Below are 22,990 nucleotides of genomic sequence, written 5' to 3'. Positions count from 1 at the left end.
GTTGTGCACGAGCGTGAAGCGGTCCGCGCGGCCGGGCAGGCGAGCGGCGACGGTGTCCGGGCGCGTCTCCCCGCCCGCCGCCGGCTCATGGGGTGCCGGCAGGGACTGCCCTACGAGGAGGGCAGCTCCTTGATCTTGACGTTGCGGAAGGACACCTGGTCGTCGGCCCCGTGGTTCTGCAGGCCGATGTAGCCGTCCTTCAGGCTGCGGGCGGGATCGGTGTTGGTGAAGTCGTTGATCTTGACTCCGTTCAGGAAGACCTGGAGCCGTTCACCCTGGACCTTGATCTCGTAGCTGTTCCACTGCCCCGGGGGCCGCAGCACCTGGTCGCGGGCCTTGAGGTTGGCCGACTTGAAGCTGTAGACGGCGCCGGTGGTGCGGTCGGGCGCGTCGGAGGCGTCGATCTGGACCTCGTAGCCCTTGTCCACCGCGGACCAGGGGTCGTCGGAGGCCGGGAAGCCCACGAAGACTCCGGAGTTGTCGTCGCCGTCCATCTTCCAGTCGAGCGTCAGCGAGTACGAGCCGAACTGCTTGGCCTGGTACCACAGCAGGCCGAGGCCGCCCTCGGTGCGCAGTTCACCGTCGACGACGTTGAACGTGCCGGGGCCGGCGTGCTTCCAGCCCTCCAGGGTGTGCCCGTTGAACAGGTCGCGGTAGCCGGTCTGCGGCTTGCAGTCGGCCTTGACCTGCCCGACGGCGTAGCGCAGTCCGCCCAGGAGGTGCTGGCGGAAGGCCGGCTCGGCGTAGGACTCCTTGGTGTGCCCGAGACCGGTGTAGAAGGAGCGGCCGGACTGGTAGGTCTGGCACCACGCGATCGGGTGGTCGCCCTTCATCGTGCCGCCCTGGTACGTGGTCTCGTCGAGGGTGGCGAGGACACGGACCTGGCCGCGAGGGTTGGTGCGGTAGTTGTACAGCTCGTCGGTGCGCTCCCAGCCGGCCTCGTCGAGGTGCGCGGTGGCCGGGTGGTCGTGGTCCTCGGCACGGACGGTGACCTTCTGGATCTGCGGGTGCCCCTGGAAGTAGGCGCCGACGAGGCCGCCGTAGAAGGGCCAGTCGTATTCGGTGTCGGCGGCGGCGTGGACACCCATGTAGGCGCCCCCGCCCTTGATGTAGTTCTCGAACGCCTGCTGCTGCTCGGCGTTGAGCACGTCACCGGTGGTCGACAGGAACACCACCGCGTCGTAGCGCGCCAGGTTGTTGGTGGTGAACTGCTTGGGCTCCTCCGTCGCGTCGACGGTGATGTTGGCGGAGGCTCCGAGCTCCTTCAGCGCGGCGATCCCGGTGGGGATGGCGTCGTGGCGGAAGCCGGCCGTCCTGGAGAAGACCAGCACGCGCTTGGCGGCGCGGTCGGCCGGGACGTCGGAGAGCTCGAAGTCGTCCATGTCGTAGAGCGCCCCGGAGCCGCCCTTGAAGACCAGGAAGAGCTCGGTGGTCTTCTTCGGCACGGCGCGCAGCGGTACGTCGATCTCCTGGAACGTCTCCCAGCTGCCGGTCACCGGGACGGGTGCCGAGCCCAGGATCGGGCCGGTCGCCGAGCCGGTGCGCACCTCGAGGAAGCCGCCCGCGCCACCGGAGGAGACCCGCGCGGTCAGCCGCACGGAACCGGTGAGGTTGTACGGCGTGAACGAGATCCAGTCGCCGTTGTCGATGTTGCCGACGGTGCGGCCGCCGTGGGCCTCGGCCTTGTCGAAGAGGTCGACACCGGACGAGGAGCTGAAGTGCTCGGCCTGCCGGTGGCGCGGCTGGAGCTGCGCCTGGTCGTGGCCGGCGAGCGCCGCCTGGCCGCCGCCCCCGCCGTCGGTGTACTCGGCGTCGATGACGCCGAAGATGTTGGCGTTGGGGTCGTGGCCGCCGTCGGCGGAGGTCTTGATGGTGCCGGTGCAGCCGTTGACGGAGGTCACGGGGTGGCCGTGGCTGTCGTGGCCGAGGACGTAGGTGACCTTGACCTTGGAGCAGTCGACGGTCCCGTCCTCGGGGTCGGTGACGGTCACCTTGAACGGGATGTCGTCGCCGAAGTCGAACAGCGCACCCTCGGTGGGCAGTTCGAGGGTCACCTTGGGCGCCGTGTTGCCGACGACGACCTGGACGCTCGCGGACGCGGTGCGGCCGGTCGGGTCCTTCACGGTGAGGTTCGCGGTGTAGGTGCCGTTCGTGCGGTAGGTGTGCGCCGGGTCGGCCGCGGTGGAGGTGCCGCCGTCACCGAAGTCCCAGGCGTAGGTCAGGGTGTCGCCGTCGGGGTCGACGGTGCCTGCCGACGAGAAGCCGACCCTCAGCGGCGCGACGCCGGAGGTCTTGTTCGCGGAGGCCTCGGCGCTCGGGGAGCGGCCGTCGGTGGCGTTCTCGATGCGGTAGAGGGCGGAGTGCTCGTCACCGCCGAACCAGGCGGTGCCGTAGTCCAGCACGTACAGCGCGCCGTCCGGGCCGAACGCCATGTCCATGATCTGCGTGCCGGTCCACGGGACGTCATTGATGGACTGGACGGCGCCGTTGTCGTCCTGGTCGATGCGCTTGATCCAGCGGCGCCCGAACTCGCCGGCGAAGAAGTCGCCGTCGTAGGCCTCGGGGAACTTCACCGGGGAGTCCAGTGCGGGGTCGTAGTGGTAGACCGGACCGCCCATCGGGGACTCCGAGCCGTTGCCGAACTCGGGGACGGAACCGCCGTCGTAGGGGATCCAGGCCGCCTGCGCGGGCGGCAGGTCGGTCAGGCCCGTGTTGTACGGCGAGTCGTTCTTCGGCGCGGCGCAGTCGAAGGTGGATCCGGACTGCCCGGTCGCGAAGTCGTAGTCGACGTACGGGTCGTTGTCACCGGTGCAGAAGGGCCAGCCGAAGTTGCCCGCCTGGGTGACACGGGCGAACTCGACCTGGCCGCCGGGTCCGCGCTGGGCGTCGGCCGCACCGGCGTCGGGTCCGTAGTCGCCGACGTAGGCGATGCCGGTCTTCTTGTCCACGCTGAAGCGGAACGGGTTGCGGAAGCCCATGGCGTAGATCTCGGGCCGGGTCCTGTCGGTTCCCAGGGCGAAGAGGTTGCCCTCGGGGATCGTGTACGACCCGTCGGCCGCGACCTTGATGCGCAGCAGCTTGCCGCGCAGGTCGTTGGTGTTGCCCGAGGTGCGGCGGGCGTCGTAGGCGGGGTTGCGGCCCGGCCGGTCGTCGATGGGCGCGAAGCCGTCGGAGGCGAACGGGTTGGAGTCGTCGCCGGTGGACAGGTACAGGTTGCCCTGGGCGTCGAAGTCGATGTCACCGCCGACGTGGCAGCAGATGCCGCGCGTGGTGGCGACGTCGAGGACCTTCTTCTCGCTGCCGAGGTCGAGGCTCCAGTCGGCCTTCAGCGTGAAGCGGGAGAGCCGGTTGACGCCGTCGAACTTGGCGAAGTCGGCCGCGGTCCCCTGGTCCGGGGCGTCGCCCGCGGGCGTGTCGAGCGGAGGCGCGTAGTAGAGGAAGATCGCCCGGTTCCGGTCGAAGTCCGGGTCGATGCCGACGCCCTGCAGGCCCTCCTCGTCGTGGGTGTAGACGGGGACGGTGCCGATCACCGTGGTGGTGCCGGCGGCGTCGGTCCTGCGCAGCTCGCCGTCGCGCGAGGTGTGCAGCACGCTGCGGTCGGGCAGGACGGCGAGCGACATGGGCTCGCCCGTCTCGGGCTCCCCCTTGGCGAGGGTGACCTGCTGGAACTGCTCGGCCGCCGCGGCGGTCGCGGGCTCGGTGTCGAGCGGGCTGGCCATCGCCCCCATGGGGGCTGCGACGACGAGGGAGGTCGCCGCTAAGAGGCTGCCGGTGAGGAGTGCGAGTCCTTGTCGGATCCGCGATCGGTGTGCTCCGGGCCGTTGTCTGTGCACGTGTGTCCTCCGGAGGAACGGTCGTACGGGCGGATGTGCTGCCGTGCGGTATTTCCCGGGGACCGGCGTGCGCCGTCACGCTGGTCGGGTCACGCGAGCAGGACCGGCCTCATGTTTCGGGCCCGTGTCCTGTACACCTCAGGGACGGTAGCCGGGTTCGTCCGGGACCGAAAGCCCTTGAGTGGCAGATAAGTTGAACTTTCTCCCGGGTCAGGACAAAGCCGGACCCGGGCAGCCCGACAGGCCCGGCGGCGGTGCCGCCGGGCTGCGGGCTGCTGCCCTCCTGAGCTGCGGGAAGGGCCTAGTCGTTGCCTCCGAAGGCGGCGTCGAACGACGCCGCCGGCGGGTCGAAGTCGTACCGCTTCAGGAGCGAGAGCGCTTCCGGGGCGCCGGCGAGGCGGTCCATCCCGGCGTCCTCCCACTCCACGGAGACCGGGCCGTCGTATCCGATCGAGCGCAGCATCCGGAAGACGTCCTCCCACGGCACGTCGCCGTGCCCGGCCGACACGAAGTCCCAGCCGCGCCGCGGGTCGCCCCACGGCAGATGGGAGCCGAGGCGCCCGTTGCGGCCGTCCAGCCTCTTGCGGGCCTCCTTGCAGTCGACGTGGTAGATGCGGTCCTTGAAGTCCCAGAGGAACCCGACCGGGTCGAGGTCCTGCCACACGAAGTGACTCGGGTCGAAGTTCAGCCCGAACGCCGGCCGGTGGCCGACCGCCTCCATCGCGCGGTGCGTGGTCCAGTAGTCGTAGGCGATCTCGGCGGGGTGGACCTCGTGGGCGAAGCGGACCCCTTCGGCGTCGTAGACGTCCAGGATCGGGTTCCACCGCTCGGCGAAGTCCTCGTAGCCGCGCTCGATCATCCGCTCGGGAACCGGCGGGAACATCGCGACCAGGTGCCAGATCGACGAGCCGGTGAAGCCGATGACGGTCCGTACGCCGAAGGCCGCCGCGGCGCGCGCGGTGTCGGCCAGCTCGCGGGCCGCCCGCTGCCGGACGCCCTCGGGTTCGCCGTCGCCCCAGATCCTGGCGGGCAGGATCGCCTGGTGGCGCTCGTCGATCGGGTTGTCGCAGACGGCCTGCCCGACCAGATGGTTGGAGACGGCCCAGCACTTGAGCCCGTACTTGTCGAGCAGCGCCCGCCGCCCGTCCAGGTAACCGGGATCGGCGAGGGCCTTGTCGACCTCGAAATGATCGCCCCAGCAGGCGAGTTCGAGCCCGTCGTAACCGAAGTCGCGGGCGAGGCGGCAGACCTCCTCCAGGGGCAGGTCGGCCCATTGGCCGGTGAAGAGGGTGAAGGGACGTGGCACGGCGAGGACCTCCTCTAAACGGTTGCGCGGTCAGGCGGGGACAGGGGTGTAGACGGCGTTCTTCTCGGCGCTCTCCTCCACGGCCGCCAGGACCCGCTGCACCTGCAGCCCGTCGGCGAACGTCGGCGCCGGGGCCGTGCCCTCCGCGACGGCGACCAGCAGGTCGCGCGCCTGGTGCGTGAAGGTGTGCTCGTAGCCGAGGGCGTGGCCCGGCGGCCACCAGGCCGCCAGGTACGGGTGGTCCGGCTCGGTCACCAGGATCCGGCGGAAGCCGGCCGTGGCGGCGGGCTCGGTGTGGTCGTGGAAGAACAGCTCGTTCAGGCGCTCCAGGTCGAAGGCGAGCGACCCGCGTTCGCCGTTGATCTCCAGCCGCAGGGCGTTCTTGCGGCCCGAGGCCATCCGTGTGGCCTCGAAGTTGGCGAGCGCCCCGGAGGCGAGGCGCCCGGTGAACAGCGCGGCGTCGTCGACGGTCACCGGCCCCCGCTCGGTGCCGACGGCGGAGCCCGACAGGCCCGACGACACCCCCGCGAGCAGCGGCCGCTCCCGCACGAACGTCTCGGTGAGCGCCGAGACACCGACCAGGGGCTCTCCCGCGAGGTACTGCGCGAGGTCCACGGCGTGCGCGCCGAGGTCGCCGAGGGCGCCGGAGCCGGCGTACTCGCGCTTGAGCCGCCAGGTCAGCGGGAAGTCCGGGTCGACCAGCCAGTCCTGAAGATAGGTCACCCGTACATGACGGATGGTGCCGAGCCGGCCCTCGGCGACGAGCGCGCGGGCGTACGCCGCCGCCGGCAGGCGCCGGTAGTTGAAGCCGACCATGGCCACCTGGCCCCGCTCGGCGGCCCGTTCGGCCGCCGCGACCATGGCTTCCGCCTCGGCGACCGAATTGGCCAGCGGCTTCTCGCACAGGACGTGCTTGCCCGCCTCCAGCGCCGCGATGGCGATCTCGGCGTGGCTGTCCCCGGGGGTGCACACGTCCACGAGCTGGACGTCGTCCCGGGCGATCAGGTCCCGCCAGTCCGTCTCCGCGGCGGCCCAGCCGTGCTGAGCCGCCGCGTCCCGTACCGCCGCCGCGTCCCGGCCGCCGATGGCGGCCAGGACCGGCCGCACCGGCAGGTCGAAGACGCGGCCCACGGTGCGCCACGCCTGGGAGTGGGCAGCGCCCATGAACGCGTAGCCGACCATCCCGATGCCGAGGGCCGGCGCAGCGCCCTCCGCTCCACGGGTCTCGTTATCGGCCGTACCAGCCATGCCTTGCTCCTCGTCGGTTGCTCGGATCGGACGGGCGGGGCACTGCCCGTTAGTTGAAGCCCGTCGGCAGGTACTGGTCGACGTTCGCCTTGGTGACGACGGCCGAGTAGAGCGTGATGGAGGCCGGGATCTCCAGCTCGGCGAGCCCGCCGATGCCCTTCTTCTGGCCGAGGGTGCGGGCCAGGTCGATGGCGGAGGCGGCCATGGTCGGCGGGTAGAGGACGGTGGCCTTCAGCACGCCGTTGTCGGCCTTGATGGCGTCCATGGCGGACTTGGCGCCCGCGCCGCCGACCATGAGGAAGTCGTCGCGGCCGGCCTGCGCGATGGCGCGCAGGGCGCCGACGCCCTGGTCGTCGTCGTGGTTCCACACCGCGTCGAACTGCTTCTGCGCCTGGAGCAGCTGGGCCATCTTGGCCTGGCCGGACTCCACGGTGAACTCGGCCGCCTGACGGGCGACCTTCTTGATGTTGGGGTAGTTCTTCAGGGCGTCGTCGAAGCCCTGGGTGCGCTGCCGGGTCAGCTCGAGGTTGTCCAGTCCGGCGAGCTCGATCACCTTGGCGTCGGCCTTGTCCTTGAGCTGCTCGCCGATGTAGTTGCCGGCGTTGAGGCCCATGCCGTAGTTGTCGCCGCCGATCCAGCAGCGGTACGCCTGCGGGGAGGCGAAGATCCGGTCGAGGTTGATCACCGGGATACCGGCCTTCATGGCCTGGAGTCCCACCTGGGTGAGGGCCTTGCCGTCGGCCGGCAGGATCACCAGCACGTCGACCTTCTTGTTGATCAGCGTCTGCACCTGGCCGATCTGGGCGGCGGTGTCGTTGGAGCCCTCGGTGATCTCCAGGGTGACGTCGGAGTACGTCGCCGCGCGGTCCTTGGCGTTCTGGTTGATGGCGTTGAGCCAGCCGTGGTCGGCCTGGGGACCGGCGAACCCGATGGTGACGGGCGTGCCCGGCTGGTTGTCGGTGGAGTCGGTGGAGGGGGCCTTGGTGGCGGCCGCCTCCTGCTTCTTCGGCTCGTTGCTGGTGCAGGCGGTGAGGGCGGCGCCGGCGGAGACGGCGGCGGCGCCGAAGAGCAGGCTTCTGCGGCTGGTGATCGGGTTTTCTGGCATGGCGGTGAAACCCTCCTGGGTTTGGGCACACGGGGCGGGTGCGTGCTCTGCGGTGAGGTGGGTCGGGGGCGGGAGGACGGGACGGCTGCGGGAACCGGCGCGAGAAGCGGCGCCGGCACCGGAACGGCGCTGTGCGGGAACGGTGCGGCGGCGGTCCGCCCGCGTCAGCTGTCGCCGCCGCGCGCGGTGCTGCGCTGGACCAGGACGGCGGCCACGATGATCGCTCCCTTGGCGATCTGCTGGACCGCGCTCTCCAGGTTGTTCAGGGCGAAGATGTTGGTGATGGTGGTGAAGACCAGCACACCGAGGACGGATCCGACGATGGTGCCGCGGCCGCCGCTGAGCAGCGTGCCGCCGATGATCGCGGCGGCGATGGCGTCGAGTTCGTAGAGGTTGCCGTTGGTGTTCTGGCCCGATCCGGCAAGGATGATCAGCAGGAAGGCGGCGATCCCGCAGCACAGCCCGGACAGCAGGTAGAGGTACAGCCGCTGCCGGCGGACGTCGATGCCGGCGAGCCGGGCCGCCTCGGCGTTGCCGCCGACCGCGACGGTGCGGCGCCCGAAGGTGGTGCGGTTCAGCACCAGCCAGCCGATGACGGTGACCGCGGCGAAGACCAGGACCAGCGGTGGGATGCCGAGGATGTAGGAGTCGGGGACGCCGAGGTCGAGCACCGACTTCTCGGTGACGATCTGGGTTTTGCCGTCCGTGAGCTGGAGGGCGAGTCCGCGGGCCGACGCGAGCATCGCGAGGGTCGCGATGAACGGCACCATGCCGCCGTACGCGATGAGCACCCCGTTGACCAGTCCGCAGCCGAGTCCCACCAGGACCGCGGTGAACAGGATGCCGGCGAAGCCGTACTCCTGCGTGGCGACGGTCGTCGCCCATACCGAGGACAGCGCGACGATCGCGCCGACGGACAGGTCGATGCCGCCGCTGGTGATCACGAAGGTCATGCCGACGGTGACGACACCGATGACGGACGCCTGGGTCAGCACCAGTTGGAGGTTGGAGACGTCGAGGAACGAGTCGGGCTGCGTGATGCCGCCGACCGCGACGAGCACGGCGAGGACACCGAGCAGGGAGAGGTTGCGCACGTCGGCACGGAGTCCGGCCGCCGGACGCCGGCCGCCCTTGACGGCGGTGGGCGCGTCCGCGGGCGGCAGCGGTGCCTGCGGGGCCTGGGAAGCGGGCTGCGTCATCAGCTCGGGCTCCCTTCCATGACGAGGTCGAGTACACGGTGTTCGTCCAGCTCCTGCGCGGGCGCCGTGTGCACGACACGGCCCTCGCGGAGCACCAGTACGCGGTCGGCGAGGCCCAGTACCTCGGGCACCTCGCTGGAGACGAGGAGGACGGCGAGCCCGTCGTCGGCGAGCCGGCGGATCACGGCGTAGAGCTCGGCGCGCGCGCCCACGTCGACGCCGCGGGTCGGCTCGTCCAGCAGCAGGACGCGACAGCCGCGCAGCAGCCAGCGGGCGAGCACGGCCTTCTGCTGGTTGCCGCCGGACAGGGTGCGGACCCGCGCGTCCGGGTTGTCGGGCCGCAGTGACAGCGACCGGGTGGACTCCTGTGCGGCCAGGCGTTCCTGGCGACGGTCGAGCCAGCCGCCGCGGGAGAAGCGGGAGAGCGAGGACACCGACACATTGCGGGTGACCGACTCCAGCATGAGCAGGGCCTGGGCCTTGCGCTCCTCGGGTGCCATGCCCAGTCCGGCGCGCACGGCCGAGCGGACGCTGCCGGGCTTGAGCGGGCGGCCGTCGACGGTGACGCGGCCGGCGGTGGGCCGGCGCGCGCCGTAGACGGTCTCCAGGATCTCCGAGCGGCCGGAGCCGACGAGGCCCGCGAGCCCGACGATCTCGCCGGGCCGGATCTCCAGGTCGACGGGCGCGAACTCCCCGTCCCGGGTCAGTCCTTCGACGGTCAGCACGGGTGCGCCCTCGCGTGGGCCGGCCGGGCGTTCGGGGAAGACGTACTCCACGTCGCGGCCCGTCATGAGGGCGACGATGTCCCGGGTGGGCATCGACTTCGCGGGCAGGCCGCCCGCCACCGCCCGGCCGTCCTTGAGCACCGTGACACGGTCGCCGATGCGCCGGATCTCCTCCAGCCGGTGGGAGATATAGACGACGGCGACGCCCTCGGCCGTGAGCTGGGCGACGATGCGCAGCAGGTTGTCGGTCTCCTCCGGGTCCAGCGCGGCGGACGGCTCGTCCATCACGATGAGCCGGACGTCGTGGGAGAGTGCCCGGGCCATCGAGACGATCTGCTGCTGGGCGGCGGACAGTTCGCCGACCTGCCGGGCGGGATCGATCTCGGGGTGGCCGAGCCGGCGCAGCAGGACCTCGGCTTCGCGGCGGGCCTGGCGGCCGCGCACCACGAACCCGGCCGTGGTGGGTTCGTGGCCGAGGAAGACGTTCTCTGCGACCGACAGCCCCTCCACCAGGTCGAGTTCCTGGTAGATCGTGGCGATCCCCAGGCGCATGGCGGCGATGGGCGACCTGAGCGCGACGGGCTCGCCGCGCCAGGTGATCTCCCCGTCGTCGGGCTGGTGGGCACCGGCGAGCACCTTGATGAGGGTGGACTTCCCGGCGCCGTTCTGGCCCAGGAGGCAGTGCACCTCGCCGGCCTGGACGTCCAGGTCGACGCCGTCGAGGGCGCGGACGCCGGGGAAGGACTTGGTGATGCCGGACATCGTGAGCAGCGAGGCCGCGGACGGCGGTGGCGGGGCCGGTGGTACTGGTGCCATGACGGATCCCCTCGGCGGGTGCGGGTACACGTGCGCGTGCGGAGCGTGCAGGTGGAGCCAGTGGTGCCGTGGTGCCGATGACTCGGTGGTGCCGGGTGGTGCTGTGCCTGTGGTGCCGTGCCGGTGGTGCGGGCCGGTCAGGCCGGGGAGAAGACGTGGTCGCTGATGAGCCGGGCCGCGCCGATCACGCCCGCGGTGGGGCCCAGTTCGCCCAGGACGATGGGGAGGTTGCCGGTCGCCAGGGGCAGCGACTGGCGGTAGACCTGGCTGCGGATGCTGGCCAGCAGGGTGTGGCCGAGCCCGGTGACACCGCCGCCGATCACGACGAGTCCGGGGTTGAAGAAGCTGACGAGTCCGGCGATGACCTGCCCGACGCGATTGCCGCCCTCGCGGATGAGTTCGAGCGCGGTCGCGTCACCGGCGGACGCCGCGACCGCGACATCGGCCGCGGACAGCCGTCCCGCCGCCTCCAGCCGGGCCGCGAGCGCCGGTGAACGCCCGGAGGTGGCGGCCTCTTTGGCGTCGAGGACGAGTGCCGCCCCGCTGAAGTGGGCCTCCAGGCAGCCGGTGTTGCCGCAGGCGCAGGGCCGCCCGCCGTCCACGACCTGGATGTGGCCGATGTCGCCGGCGCTGCCCGTCGCCCCGCGGTAGACCTCGCCGCCCACGACGATGCCGCAGCCGATGCCCGTACCGATCTTGACGCAGAGGAAGTCCGCGGCGGAGCGGGCGACTCCCGCGTGCTGCTCCCCCATCGCCATCAGGTTCACGTCGTTGTCGACCATGACGGGGCAGCCCAGTTCCTGGCTGAGCGCCTCGCGGACCGGGAAGCCGTCCCAGCCGGGCATGATGGGCGGCGCGACCGGGACGCCCTCCGGGTAGCGGACGGGGCCCGGCACGCCGATGCCCGCGCCGTCGAACCCTTCGGCGAGTCCGGCGGCCTGGAGCTTGGCGGCCATTTCGAGGATCCGCTCGAAGACGGCGACCGGGCCCTCGCGTACGTCCATGGGATGGTTGAGGTGGCCGAGCACCTCCAGTTCGGCGTTGGTGACGGCGACGTCGACCGAGGTGGCGCCGATGTCGACGCCCAGGAAGCGCAGGCTCGGGGCGAGTCGTACGTTGTGCGAGCGCCGGCCGCCGCGCGAGGCGGCGAGACCGTCGGAGACCACGAGACCGGTCTCCAGCAGGCGGTCGACCTCGACCGCCAGCTTGGAGCGCGAGAGCCCGATCAGGTCCCCCATCTGGGCGCGGGAGCTGGGCCCGCCGTCGCGGAGCAGCCGCAGCAGCCGCACCTGGTGCGCATTGGCGGGTCGAGCCGTCATACGTCTCACGCGCCCCTCCCCTCCCCCTGCCCCGTGGCACGGGGATGTGCGGCCGGCCAACCGGCCGGCCCTGTCCTTGAGGCTTTCGAGGGGAAAGTAGCAGCGGCTGCCCGGAGGGGGAAGAAGTTGCGCAGGAATCAGCTCTCTCTTTTTCCGATCGCGGGACAAAGTCCGGTCGCAGCGGCTGCCGTGGTGTCCGGCGTGGTGATGTCATGACGGGCACGGATTGGTTGCGGCACGGGTTCCCGGTGCCCGATCCACCTGCGGTGGGGGCAGCATGACGACGCATGAGCAGAGACCGTTACGTCGACTTCCTCCGCGCGTGGGCGATCGTCCTCGTGGTGCTCGGCCACTGGCTGATCACCGGACTGGTCAGGGAACCCGGCGGGGCGATCAGCGCACCGGAACTGCTGGCCGTCGTTCCCTGGACCCAGTGGCTGACCCTGGGCTTCCAGATCATGCCGCTCTTCTTCCTCGCCGGGGGCCGCTCGGCGGGCGACTCGTGGTCGCGCGCCCGGGCCGCGGGGGGCACTGCCGCCGGCTGGGTGGGACGGCGGTCCCTGCGGCTGCTGCTTCCGACCGCCGTGTACAGCGGGCTGGTGCTCCTCGCCGTGGGGATCTGCGCGGCGGTGGGCGTGGACTCCGGCACGCTCTCCCTGGTGGGCTGGGCGATGGGCATGCAGTTCTGGTTCCTCCCCGTGTACCTGGTCCTCGGCGCCCTGACACCCGTACTGCACGCGGCACATGGCCGCTGGGGACTCCGCGTGCCGCTGGCCGTGGCAGCCGCGGCAGCGTTGGCCGACGTCCTGGTGCTGGCCGCGCACGCGCCGTACGTGGGCCTGCTCGACTACGTCCTGGTGTGGGGTGTCGCCTACCAGCTGGGCTTCTGCTGGGGGGACGGTCTGCTGACCCGTAACCGGACGACTCCCGTCGCGCTGGCGGCGGGCGGCGCGGTGGCGTTCGCGGCCCTCGTGGGTCCCGGGCCGTTCCCGGTCAGCCTGATCCTGGTGACCGGGCAGGACCCGAGCAACACCGACCCGCCGTCGGTCGCCATGCTGGCCTGGGCGGTGGCGCAGGTGGGGCTGTGCGTGCTGGTCGCCCCCGCGGTGCGGCGGTGGCTGGTGCACGACCGGGTCTGGCGGCTGGTCCGTCCCGTGGGCGGGGTCAGCATGACCCTGTACCTGTGGCACATGCTGCCGGTGCTGGTGCTCGCCGCCGCGTTCTACCTCACGGGGCTCGCGCCCGAGCCCGCGTTCGGCTCACCGTCGTGGTGGGCGCTGCGCGTGCCCTGGCTGCTGCTGCTCGGCCTCGTACTGGCAGGCGTCGTACGGCTGTTGCGGCCCGTGGACCGCGGCCTGGCCGCCGTGTCCGGGCGGACCCGCCCTGCCGCCGCCCCGCGTCGTCCCTGGCTGGTGTGGCTCGGCCTGGCCGCCGCCGTGCCCGCGCTCGCCCGCTTCGCCGTGCAGGGCTTCGCGCCCGACGGGCGGTTCCCCGTCCTGCCCGCGGCGGGCCTGGCCGTGGGCACGGCCCTCGTCGGGCTGCCGTGGGACCGGGCCCGCCGCGGCAGCCCCGAGGCCAAGGACGCGCTGGAACCCGCGGCCTGACATCCGTTCAGGAATCCGCGGAACAGCTACGCGGTGACGGGCGCGGCCGGGTCCGGCCAGTCCACCGCGGTCTCCACGGGGCGGCCGTAGTCCACACCGTCCACGTCGAAGCCGTACAGGCGGCGCACTTCGGCACCGAACCAGTCGAGATCGGCGAGGCCGGCGATGGTGCCGGTGGTCGCCCGGTCCCAGCGGTCGGCGACGGCGGCCTGGACGTCGTCCCCGAGTTCCCAGGTGTCCAGGCGCACCCGTCCTTCGTCGTCCAGGCGCAGTTCCGCCGCGCCGGTCAGACCGTCCCACAACTCGGTGAGCTGCGCGGCCGGCGGCACCACCCGGTCGCCGAGCACGCCCCGCAGCAGGCCCACGTACAGGGCGATGCCGGGGATGGCGGTCGAGGACTGCGTGACGGCGGCGCCGTTGACGGACGTGAAGGCGCGGCCGCGAACCGCGGTGCCGAGGCGTTCGTCGAGGCGGCGGGCGGTGGCCTCCAGGTGGGCCTTGGCGGCGCCGATCGTGCCCTGCCGGTAGATCGCGGCGGTCAGGGGGGAGCCGATGTAGGACAGGGCGACGGTGCTGAAGCCGTCGGCGAGCAGTCCGCGGCCGGCAAGCCGGTCGATCCACCGCTCCCAGTCGGCGCCGCCCATGACGGCGACGGTCTGCTCGACGTCGTCGCCCTCGGCGGGCGCCGTCTCGACGTCGCGGATCTCGGGTGCGCCGTCGGCGCCGAAGACGAGGGTCTTCGTGCGATGGGGCGCACCGATCGGTTTGAGCACCGACGCGAAGGTGGTGCCGGTGTCGGGGTCGGTGCGCCGCGGCGCGGCCACCGAGTAGACGAGGTGGTCGAGGCGTCCGCCGAACCGCCGCGCGAGCAAATCGGCGACCTGGTCCTTCATCGCGTCGCCGAAGGCGTCGCCGTTGAGAAAGACCATGTCGCCGCCGGCTTCGCGGGCCAGGCGGGCGGTGGCGGCCGTGCGGTACCAGCCGGCGGTCGCGGTGCGCCGCTCGGTGGGTCCCTTCTCGAAGCAGACGCCGATGCCCCGGATGCCGGCCCGCTTGAGCCCGGCGACCGTGGCGGCGAGTCCGTATCCGGCGGAGGAGCCGATCACAAGGGCGACCGGCCGGTCCTCCGGGGGCGCGGCAGGGGCCGCGGGGACGGAGGACCACATGTCCTCGACGACGCGTTCGCATCCGGCAGGGTGCGCGTCGAGGAAGAGGAAACCGCGGCTGCGGGGGGCGATGGTGCGCTGGGTCACCTGAGGTCCCTTTCGGGGATCGGCGGAGCCGAGACGGCCGCCACGTGCTGCCAGTCTCCGGTGCCGCGGCCCCGGATCCGGCTCGCGCAGCGCACAACAATCGCCGGACGATCTTGGAGCGTTCCCACGAGATCCCGCGGCGCGCGGCACGGCCGGGCGCGGGCCCGGCCGTGCCGCCGGGCCCGCGCTCACGCACAGCGCCGCTACGCCAGGAACCCGGCGGTGGCCGCCGCGAAGCGCTCGGGGTCGTCGAGCCACGGGTGGTGCCCGGCCCCCGACTGGACGACGAAACCGGCCGCGGGAAAGAGCGCGGCGAACTCCGCGACCGCCGCGGGCGGAGCACCCGTGTCGACCTCTCCGGCCAGCAGGAGCACCGGCGGCGCGAAGTCGGCGAGCGCGGCGCGCGTGGCGTCCGGGGCGAAAGCGCCGTCAGCGCCGAAGGCGGCCATGACGTCCTGATTCATCTGGTTCATCCGCTCCTCCGCGGCGGCGTGATGGGTGCGCGCGGCGTCGTCCCACCGCCCGTAGGAGAACGGTGCGACAGCCTCCCAGTGGCTGTCGTCGCCCCGTCCCGCAGCAATGGCCTCCAGCGCCGCGTAGGCGGTGGGGTACCAGGGCTCGTCCTTGCGCAGCCGCGCGGTCGCGAGACGGAGGTCGCCGGCGATCGGGATGCCGACCGCCCTGACGCTGGGGGTGACCAGCACCATCCCGCGGACCCGTCCGGGACGGAGTGCCGCGTACTGGACGGCCGGGTTGGCCCCCGCGCAGTGGGCGAGCAGGTCCACGCGATCGAGCCCGAGGTGCTCGCGCAGGGCCTCCACGTCGTCGACGAGCCGGTCGCACCGGCAGGTGGCGAGGTCGTCGGGGACCTGCGACCGGCCGGTGCCGCGCAGGTCGAGCCTGATCACCCGGCGGTGCGCGGAGAGACCTCCGAGGTCCCCCAGGTAGGCGGAGTCCGTCGGTCCGCCGGGCAGGCAGACCAGGGGATCGCCGTCACCGGCGGAGTGGTACGCGAGCCGGGTTCCGTCGTATGCGGAGAAGGAATCCGAGGAAAACGAGGGAGAAGCGGCAAATTCGGGCATGGCAGAGGTCCTTTCGGCGAGTGCTCGGAACAAGTGCCGCCCCCACCGGGCGGCTTGACGCGCGCAGATCACCCGCGGGAGTGCGGGGTGCAGGCACCCGGTGCGACATGCCGAAGGCAGGGGTCCGCGGGACCGGGGCGGCGAGGAGTTCCGAGACGCCGTTCGAGGTCGTCCCTGTCGTGAAGCGCATGACAATGTGGCCTTCCGGGATGCCTGAGGGCGCTCCCGGGGCCGGCTGTCTCAGACGGACGGCGCGGCCGGACGGAAGGAGAGCGCCCAGCGTGCAACTGCGTTGATGGGACTCACCTCCTCGGTCGGTCACGTGCACGGTGACGCTATCAGGCCCTCTCCAACGGGAACAGATCGTCGAAACGATCCCCGGGGACGGGTGTCCTTGACGCCCGGGATGGCGCCGCGCATCATCCTGTGACCCGGTGACGCATGTCGTCCATGTCATGACAGACCCGCACGTCACGGCCATCACATGCGCCCACCCTCACCACCGACGTGAGCGTCACCACCTTGACGGGTGATGCAGCCTGTGCGAGCGTCGTCATCAACCACGACCGGCATGGCCGGTGCCCCCTGGGCGAGGGACACGGAGCGCAGTCCCGGTCCCGGCTCCCGAGAGAAAGGCGCGCGCAGCATGCCGAACACACGCAGCACCCGCAAGGTACGGCTCCTGAGCGCGGTGGCCGGCACAGCCGCCCTCGTCACCGGTGGCCTGGCCGCGGCCCCGCTCGCCTCTGCCGCCCCGGCGGCCCCTGCCGCCGCACACGCCGCACACGCCGCACCGTCCCGTACGGAAGTGCTCGCACTGGTCGCCCGGCAGACCCAGTCCACCTCGGTGGACCTGGGGAAGAAGGGGCTCAGCCTGGGCGACGAGCTCGTCATCGCCGAGGACATCTACCGCGACGGCAAAAAAATCGGCGACCACAGCGTGGTCTGCACCTACGTCCACCTCGAACCGAGCGCGCTGCAGTGCGTGGGAACGTTCGCCCTGCCCAAGGGACAGATCAGCGGTCAGGCGCTGCTCCACCTGCCGCCCGCCCCGTCCATCGACATCCCCATCACCGGGGGCTCCGGCGCCTACGACACGGCACGCGGCTATGTCCACACGGTGCCGGCCGGCAAGACGGAACGGCATCTCACCTTCCACATCATCCACTGATCACCGATGGCCGGATCGACCCAGCGGACCCAGCGGACCCAGCGGACCCAGCGGACAAGGAAGCGGATCGTGTCGAAGACCGCGCGGAACATCACCAAGGCGCCCGAAGCCCCCGCCACCACCACCCCCACCGCGGCGCCCCCGGTCACCGTCGTCGCCGCTGCCGTCCCGGCCGCGGATGCCGACGCGGCGGCCCGTCGGGCCAGGTTCGGGGCGCTGCCCGAGCGCATACGGCCGCAGGACACGACGGAGGTGGTCCCCCTCGTGGACAGGTATCCGTCGCAGGACCACTACGACCACGAGAAGTGGCTCACCTGCCGGTTCGTGTAGAGGTATATCCGATCGACCCGCGCGGGAGACGGGGCTAGGTTGGCGCGATGGCCGACCTACGCACCCAACGCCTCCTGCTCCGCGGATGGCGGGATTCCGACCGCGCCCCCTGGGCCGCGCTGAACGCCGATCCGCGGGTCCGGGAGTTCTTCCCCGGGGTGCTCACCCGGGAGCAGAGCGACGCGTCCGCGGCCCGGTTCCAGGCCGACCTCGAACGGCGCGGCTGGGGGTGGTGGGCCGTGGAGGTCGCGTCCACCGGTGAGTTCATCGGGTTCACCGGGCTCGACCCGGTGGACGAGGGCATGCCGTTCACCGGGGTGGAGGCCGGCTGGCGGCTGGCCCGTTCGGCGTGGGGCCACGGCTATGCCACCGAAGCGGCCCTGGCCGTGCTGGCCTTCGGTTTTCAGGACCTCGGTCTCGAGGAGATCCTCGCGGTCACGACCGCGACCAACCTGCGGTCCCAGGCCGTGATGCGCCGCATCGGCATGACGCGCGACCCGGCCGACGACTTCGACGACCCCGAGGTGCCGGACGGCCCCCTGCGCCGCAGTGTGGTGTACCGCCTCCGGGCCGGAGATCCGCCGCGCCGCGGCACGCCGTCGCCGAGCGTGCCGTAGGCCCGTGCGTCCGGACCGGACGCCGGAGGTCACACCTTGTCGAGCCAGAGCACGATGCCGGTCATGTCGCTGAGCACGGCCGCGACGCCCGCCCTGATCGCGGCCTCGCACCGCGCGGTGGTGAACGAGGCGGCGTCGTAGGTGGACGACATGCCGAGTCCTTCACCGCGGAACGAGGCACCGGACCAGTCGACCGAGGTCACGTTGTGCGTGGGTTCGGCGAGTTCGGCACCCACGACCAGGAACTGTTGCGACAGATGGTTGGGGGTGACCATCGCGAGCGGGTCGATCAGGTCGTTGCCCGCGCTGACGATGAGATCGGCGTGCATCTTCAGGGCCCTGCTCGCCGCCGGGACGTAGTCCGACGGGCCGGACGCGGCCACGGTCCGCAGGTCGACGTGCTCCGCCTCGGCCCAGCCCTTGACCGCCGCCACCAGTGACTTGGTCGGGGCGTCGTCGCCCGCGGTGAGCAGCACGACGCGGTAGCCCCGCGGCGGGTGCACCCCGCTCCAGGAGCCGGGCCGCGGGGTGGCGGTGGCCTCCGGTCCGGGCGGGTTGGCGGGGTCGACGAACCCGGGGCCGAGCGTGCCGACGGCGGTCGGCTCGGGGTGCGGCCGTGACCAGTCGTCACCGGAGCCGCATCCGGTGACCAGCGCGACGGCCACGGCCAGCGTGGCGAGGGCGCGAAGCGGGGCGCGCAAGGTGATCGTCCTCCGAGTGGTGAGGGTGGTGCGTCCCCCATCCTGCTCTCCCGTTCGCGCCCGCGGTCGTTCGCGGGTGCCGTTCTCGATGTTGTTGTTCGACGGTTCGCCGACAGGGCGAATCGTGTTCACCCGTGGCATGCACCGTGCACTGGCAACCTGAAGGAGCCACATGTCACAACGTGTCCGCCGCGCCGTCATCGGGACAGCCGCGGCCGTGATCGCTTTCCTGGGTCTGGCACAACCGGCGCAGGCCCACGGGTTCTCGTCGACCGTGTACGTCAACGTCACCTCGGGGGACGAGGGCCGGACACGGACGACGCTGGAACTCGAGTACGACCTCTTCGTCGTGTCGACCGCCGACTACCAGCACGACGACGCCCTCTTCAAGGAGGGGACCGCAGCGTTCGACGCGGGTGACAAGAAAGCGCAGGGAGCGGCGCTCGACGCCCACGCCGCGTCGGCGGTCGCCTACGTCACCAAGCGCTTCTCCGTCTCCTCCGGCGGCAAGGCCTGTACCCCGTCGCAGGTCGGCGGGTTCACGATGGGGCAGCGGGAGGGCGTGCCGTACGCCGGCCTGACGCTCGACTGGGCCTGTGCCGCGGAGGGCGACGACCACGAGGTGCGCGGGGGGCTGTTCGCCGACTCCGAGGGCTACGTCAAGGGTGTCAAGACGATCGTCACCTACGACCTCGACGGCCGCTCGGGCAGCGCGGCCATCGACGCGGAGCACCCGTCGTTCTCGATCAGCCAGACCTGGTACGAGCGGTTCTGGGAGTTCTTCCGCCTGGGCGCCGAGCACCTGCTGACCGGCATCGACCACATCCTGTTCCTGCTGGCGCTCATCGCGGGTTCGCGCCGGCCGCGGGAGATCGTGCTCGCCGCGACCAGCTTCACACTGGCGCACTCGGTGACGTTCATGCTCGCCGCGCTCGGTGTGGTCGATGTGCCCTCGCGGATCGTGGAGCCCGTCATCGCCCTGTCGATCGCGGTGGTGGCCGGCTGGCACCTGTGGCGGATCTGGCGCCGCCGCGGTCATGCCACGGACCTGGAGACCGCGGGAGGCGGGCACTTCAGCCTGGACCGCGCGGGCTGGTCGCGCCTGGGTGTCGTGTTCTGCTTCGGTCTTGTGCACGGACTGGGCTTCGCGGGCGCGTTGGGCATCGAGGCGGCGTGGTCGTGGACGCTGCTGTGGTCGCTGCTGGTGTTCAACGTGGGCATCGAGACCGTGCAACTGGCCATCATCGCGGTGGTCTTCCCGGTGCTGATCCTGCTCCGCCGGCGGTCGCCGGTTGCCGGTCTGTGGACGACAGGTGTCATCTCGGCGGGCGTCGCCGCGATGGGTCTGGTCTGGTTTGTGCAGCGGGCGTTCGGCGTCTGAAACCGACATACCCTCCGTGCGTTGTTCAGACAACTCGAAGATCACATTTGGCTTCCCTTTACCAACAGCCGACAGTTTATTGATCTCCATTCCATGCACACACATCGTGCACAAGAGGATCGAAAACTCATGAGATCGAGCAACTCCTCGCAGGCCTCCGGGCCTGTGCGGCGCCGTGTCGCCACTGGCGCCACCGCGGCATTTCTCGGCCTGAGCGTGGCCCTCGGCAGTGGCCTGGCGACCCCCGCCACCGCCGCTGACGCGTCCACGATCACCGGCATCGTCCTCGGCGTGGGCTCCAACGAGTCCCAGCGCACCGTCACGTGGTACTCCTCCGCCGACACGGCGCAGAAGGTCCAGGTCGTCCCGACCGCGGCGCTCGTCAACGGCGAGTTCCCGACCGACGCCACCGCCTTCGACGCCATCGGCGCGGCGAACATCGCGACCAGCGGCGGCTTCAACCGCCACGCGACGATCACCGGCCTGAAGGAGAACACGGCCTACTCCTACCGAGTCGGCACCGAGGGCAACTGGTCCACGGCGTACGCCTTCAAGACCCAGGACTTCGAGGGCGACTACGACTTCCTGTTCTACGGCGACCCGCAGATCGGCTCCTCCGGCAACCTGGCGAGCGACCAGGCCGGCTGGCAGGACACGGTCGACGTCTCGCTGAGGGCCAACCCGAACGCCGAGATCCTGGTGTCGGGTGGTGACCAGGTCGAGACGGCGAACACCGAGTCCCAGTGGAACTCCTTCCTCGCCCCCGACCAGCTCCGCCAGTACCCGTGGGCCGCCACCATCGGTAACCACGACGTCGGCGGCAAGGCCTACGAGCAGCACTTCACCACCCCGAACACCGACCGTTCGGCCCCGTACTACGACAACGGGAACCCCGACGGCACCAAGTCGGGCGGTGACTACTGGTACATCTACAAGGATGTCCTGTTCATCGACCTGAACAGCAACAGCTACAACTCCGCCAACGGCGCCGGTGACGCGGCACACGTGAACTACGTGACCGACGTCATCAACAAGCACGGCAACGAGGCCAAGTGGAAGGTCCTCGTCTACCACCACGCGATCTACTCGCCGGCCTCGCACGCCAAGGACGGCGACAACAAGCAGCGTCGTCTGGACTTCCCGACCACGTTCTCCAAGCTCGGTGTGGACCTGGTCCTGCAGGGCCACGACCACAGCTACTCCCGCAGCTACCTGATCAAGAACGGCGAGAAGGAGAACCCGGCCGAGAAGCCGGGTGCCGCCGACGTGTACCCGGGTCCCGGCGGCGTCCTCTACGTGACGGCCAACTCCGCCTCGGGCTCGAAGTACTACGACATCACCGCGCCGGACAACAGCGGCACGAGTGGTGCGGGCAACGGCGCCGACCCGCTGAACCCGAAGAACTACTGGTACAACTCGGTTCAGAACCAGGAGCACGTCCGCACCTACGTCAAGGTGCAGGTGCGCAACGACAAGCTCGTGGTCGAGAACATCCGCAGCGCCGCCAACGGCGCCGACCAGCCGGTCGGTTCGCACGTCGACGACGTCACGGTGCACCCGTACCACGGTGACAAGCAGGACCTCCAGGTCAACGTCCCGAACCCGGCTCCGGGCGAGTTCGGCTGGACGATCGACGGCTACAACGGCCTGGTGGACCTCGGCACCGCCGAGGAGAAGAACGGCGACCACTTCGAGGCCGACGGCCGGATCAACCCGATCGTCGTCTCCGACAGCCGCCGCTCGCTCGCCCCGTGGTCGGTCTCGGCCAGCGTCAGCGCGTTCAAGGACGCCGACAAGACGTTCGCGGCTTCCTTCCTCGGCTGGACGCCTCGCGTCCTGGTCGACGGTGCGGGCGCCACGGCCAACGCGTCGGTCGCCTCGGGCTACGACGACCAGGGCCAGGGCCTCGCGATCTCGCGTGGTCTCGCCTCCGCCGAGCAGGGCCACCCGCGCGGCGAGGCCAAGGTGGGCGCCGACCTGGATCTGAAGATCCCGGACAGCGTCCAGAAGGGTGACTACCGCGCCACCCTGACGATCACCGCGCTCAGCAGCTGATCGGACCCGTTCCACCTTGGCGGGGCGGGCACCGTCCGGTGCCCGCCCCGCCTCCCCGTTGCAGGAGAATCCCGAGATGCACGCACCCGTATCGCACCGGACGACCACCGCCATCGCGCGCGTCCGCACCGTCGCCCTGGCCCTGCTCCTGGCCTTCGCGTTCACCGGCCTGAGCGGCGGCCCCGCGCGGGCGGCCGACGGCGACGTCACCTGGACGGTCAGGACGGCCGCGAACGGGTACGGCGACGACCGGTCCAGCTACAGCTACGACGTGAACCCCGGCGGCCAGGTCAAGGACGCCATGGTTGTGGCCAATCACAGCAAGTCCCCGCTCCGCCTGGCGCTCTACGCCGCGGACGGCTACACCACCGAGACGGGTCAGCTCGACCTGCTCACCAAGGACAAGAAGTCCGTCGGCATCGGGGCCTGGGTCCACGCCGACCGCGACAGCGTCGAGATCAAGCCCGGCAAGACCGCGCAGATCCCCTTCACCGTCAGCGTCCCCGCCAACGCCACGCCCGGCGACCACGTGGGCGGCATCCTGACCTCCCTCAAGCAGTCCGACGACGCCGCGGGCATCAACGTGGACCGGCGCCTGGGCATCCGGGTCAAGCTGCGGGTCAGCGGCGCGCTCAAGCCGCAGCTGGCGGTCGAGAACCTGCACGTCGACTACGCCGGCACCGCGAACCCGTTCGCCAAGGGCGACGCCACCGTCACCTACACCATTCACAACACCGGCAACGCCACCTTGTCGACCCGCCAGGCGGTCTCCGTCACGGGCCCGTTCGGATGGCTGAGCGCCGAGGCCGGCCGCATCCCCGCCTCGCCGGAACTGCTGCCCGGCGAGACCTGGAAGGTGAAGGTGCCCGTCCACGGCGTCGCACCGGCCATGAGCCTGACGGCGAAGGCGACCCTCTCCCCGCTCCTCACCGACGCCTCGGGCACCACCACCCCGCTCAAGGAAGTCCAGGCCACGGCCCACGGCTGGGCCGTCCCGTGGACGCTGCTCGTGCTCGTGATCGTCGTGATCGGGGCCCTCGTCGGCTGGTTGCTCCTCGCACGCCGCGCCCGCGCGCGCCGCAAGGTGCGCGAGGACGCCCGGGTACAGAACGCCGTCGAGAAGGCCCTGCTCGAACGCACGACGCAGGAGAGCTGACCGACCGACCACCGCCGCGCGGTGCGCGTCGCCGGGCCGTCCGCGGCCGGGACGACGCGTGCCGCGCGGACGTCGTACGGGGGACCTGA

General features: G+C 71.3%; 17 protein-coding genes. 7 read left to right on the top strand and 10 right to left on the bottom strand.

The annotated features are described in order from the left end of the window. Positions 1–110 precede the first annotated feature (110 nt). From ABZ883_RS09270 to ABZ883_RS09240, 7 genes are all read right to left on the bottom strand, one after another. Entirely contained in the window at positions 111–3,833 is a 3,723-nt protein-coding gene (locus ABZ883_RS09270; RefSeq protein ID WP_360904026.1) for a ThuA domain-containing protein, read from the bottom strand. A 301-nt stretch (positions 3,834–4,134) separates the two neighbouring features. Then, positions 4,135–5,139 carry a sugar phosphate isomerase/epimerase family protein gene (locus ABZ883_RS09265; RefSeq protein WP_360904023.1) on the bottom strand — a complete coding sequence of 335 codons (1,005 nt, stop codon included), beginning with the start codon at positions 5,137–5,139 and terminating at the stop codon, positions 4,135–4,137. Between the two features lie 30 nt (positions 5,140–5,169). Next, positions 5,170–6,387: a Gfo/Idh/MocA family oxidoreductase gene (locus ABZ883_RS09260; RefSeq protein ID WP_360904020.1), complete on the bottom strand. Its 1,218-nt coding sequence runs from the start codon at positions 6,385–6,387 to the stop codon at positions 5,170–5,172. 49 nt (positions 6,388–6,436) lie between these two features. After that, positions 6,437–7,492, bottom strand: a complete 1,056-nt coding sequence (locus ABZ883_RS09255; RefSeq protein WP_360904017.1) for a substrate-binding domain-containing protein — start codon at positions 7,490–7,492, stop codon at positions 6,437–6,439. A gap of 164 nt (positions 7,493–7,656) precedes the next feature. After that, positions 7,657–8,691, bottom strand: coding sequence for an ABC transporter permease (locus tag ABZ883_RS09250; RefSeq protein WP_360904014.1), 1,035 nt, complete (start codon positions 8,689–8,691; stop codon positions 7,657–7,659). Beyond that, on the bottom strand, positions 8,691–10,232 hold the full coding sequence (locus ABZ883_RS09245; protein WP_360904011.1) for a sugar ABC transporter ATP-binding protein: 1,542 nt from the start codon (positions 10,230–10,232) through the stop codon (positions 8,691–8,693). Before ABZ883_RS09245 ends, ABZ883_RS09250 begins: the two co-directional genes overlap by 1 nt. A 137-nt stretch (positions 10,233–10,369) precedes the next feature. Continuing rightward, positions 10,370–11,551, bottom strand: a complete 1,182-nt coding sequence (locus ABZ883_RS09240; protein WP_360904092.1) for an ROK family transcriptional regulator — start codon at positions 11,549–11,551, stop codon at positions 10,370–10,372. A 287-nt stretch (positions 11,552–11,838) separates the two neighbouring features. On the opposite strand from ABZ883_RS09240, the gene ABZ883_RS09235 reads away from it, so the two are divergent. After that, on the top strand, positions 11,839–13,155 hold the full coding sequence (locus ABZ883_RS09235; RefSeq protein ID WP_360904008.1) for an acyltransferase: 1,317 nt from the start codon (positions 11,839–11,841) through the stop codon (positions 13,153–13,155). Positions 13,156–13,181: 26 nt separating this feature from the next. Here ABZ883_RS09235 and fabV read toward each other — a convergent pair whose 3' ends face one another. Both fabV and ABZ883_RS09225 read right to left on the bottom strand, forming a co-directional pair. Continuing rightward, positions 13,182–14,408, bottom strand: a complete 1,227-nt coding sequence (fabV, locus tag ABZ883_RS09230; RefSeq protein WP_360904005.1) for an enoyl-[acyl-carrier-protein] reductase FabV — start codon at positions 14,406–14,408, stop codon at positions 13,182–13,184. 203 nt (positions 14,409–14,611) lie between these two features. Further along, positions 14,612–15,490, bottom strand: a complete 879-nt coding sequence (locus ABZ883_RS09225; protein ID WP_360904002.1) for an alpha/beta hydrolase — start codon at positions 15,488–15,490, stop codon at positions 14,612–14,614. Positions 15,491–16,136: 646 nt separating this feature from the next. Here ABZ883_RS09225 and ABZ883_RS09220 point away from each other — a divergent pair. From ABZ883_RS09220 to ABZ883_RS09210, 3 genes are all read left to right on the top strand, one after another. After that, a complete protein-coding gene (locus tag ABZ883_RS09220; RefSeq protein ID WP_360903999.1) occupies positions 16,137–16,661 on the top strand; it encodes a hypothetical protein in 525 nt (174 codons plus the stop codon). 69 nt (positions 16,662–16,730) lie between these two features. Continuing rightward, positions 16,731–16,991, top strand: coding sequence for a hypothetical protein (locus ABZ883_RS09215; protein WP_360903996.1), 261 nt, complete (start codon positions 16,731–16,733; stop codon positions 16,989–16,991). Positions 16,992–17,038: 47 nt separating this feature from the next. Beyond that, positions 17,039–17,608 (top strand): GNAT family N-acetyltransferase, encoded by a 570-nt coding sequence (locus ABZ883_RS09210; protein WP_360903993.1) that lies wholly within the window; start codon positions 17,039–17,041, stop codon positions 17,606–17,608. A 29-nt stretch (positions 17,609–17,637) separates the two neighbouring features. Here the strand turns inward: ABZ883_RS09210 and ABZ883_RS09205 are convergent, their stop codons facing one another. Then, positions 17,638–18,309 (bottom strand): hypothetical protein, encoded by a 672-nt coding sequence (locus ABZ883_RS09205; protein WP_360903990.1) that lies wholly within the window; start codon positions 18,307–18,309, stop codon positions 17,638–17,640. 172 nt (positions 18,310–18,481) lie between these two features. Here ABZ883_RS09205 and ABZ883_RS09200 point away from each other — a divergent pair, with 172 nt between their 5' ends. The 3 genes from ABZ883_RS09200 to ABZ883_RS09190 all read left to right on the top strand — a co-directional run bounded on the left by ABZ883_RS09200 (position 18,482) and on the right by ABZ883_RS09190 (position 22,901). Continuing rightward, a complete protein-coding gene (locus tag ABZ883_RS09200; RefSeq protein ID WP_360903987.1) occupies positions 18,482–19,690 on the top strand; it encodes a HupE/UreJ family protein in 1,209 nt (402 codons plus the stop codon). Between the two features lie 129 nt (positions 19,691–19,819). Then, positions 19,820–21,745, top strand: a complete 1,926-nt coding sequence (locus tag ABZ883_RS09195; protein ID WP_360903984.1) for a metallophosphoesterase family protein — start codon at positions 19,820–19,822, stop codon at positions 21,743–21,745. 76 nt (positions 21,746–21,821) lie between these two features. Next, entirely contained in the window at positions 21,822–22,901 is a 1,080-nt protein-coding gene (locus ABZ883_RS09190) for a DUF916 domain-containing protein (protein WP_360903981.1), read from the top strand. The last annotated feature ends 89 nt before the right edge of the window (positions 22,902–22,990 follow it).

It is taken from the genome of Streptomyces sp. NPDC046977, from assembly GCF_040644455.1.
In the GTDB taxonomy this organism is placed as follows: domain Bacteria; phylum Actinomycetota; class Actinomycetes; order Streptomycetales; family Streptomycetaceae; genus Actinacidiphila.
This window is presented reverse-complemented; position numbering and strand designations above follow the sequence as displayed.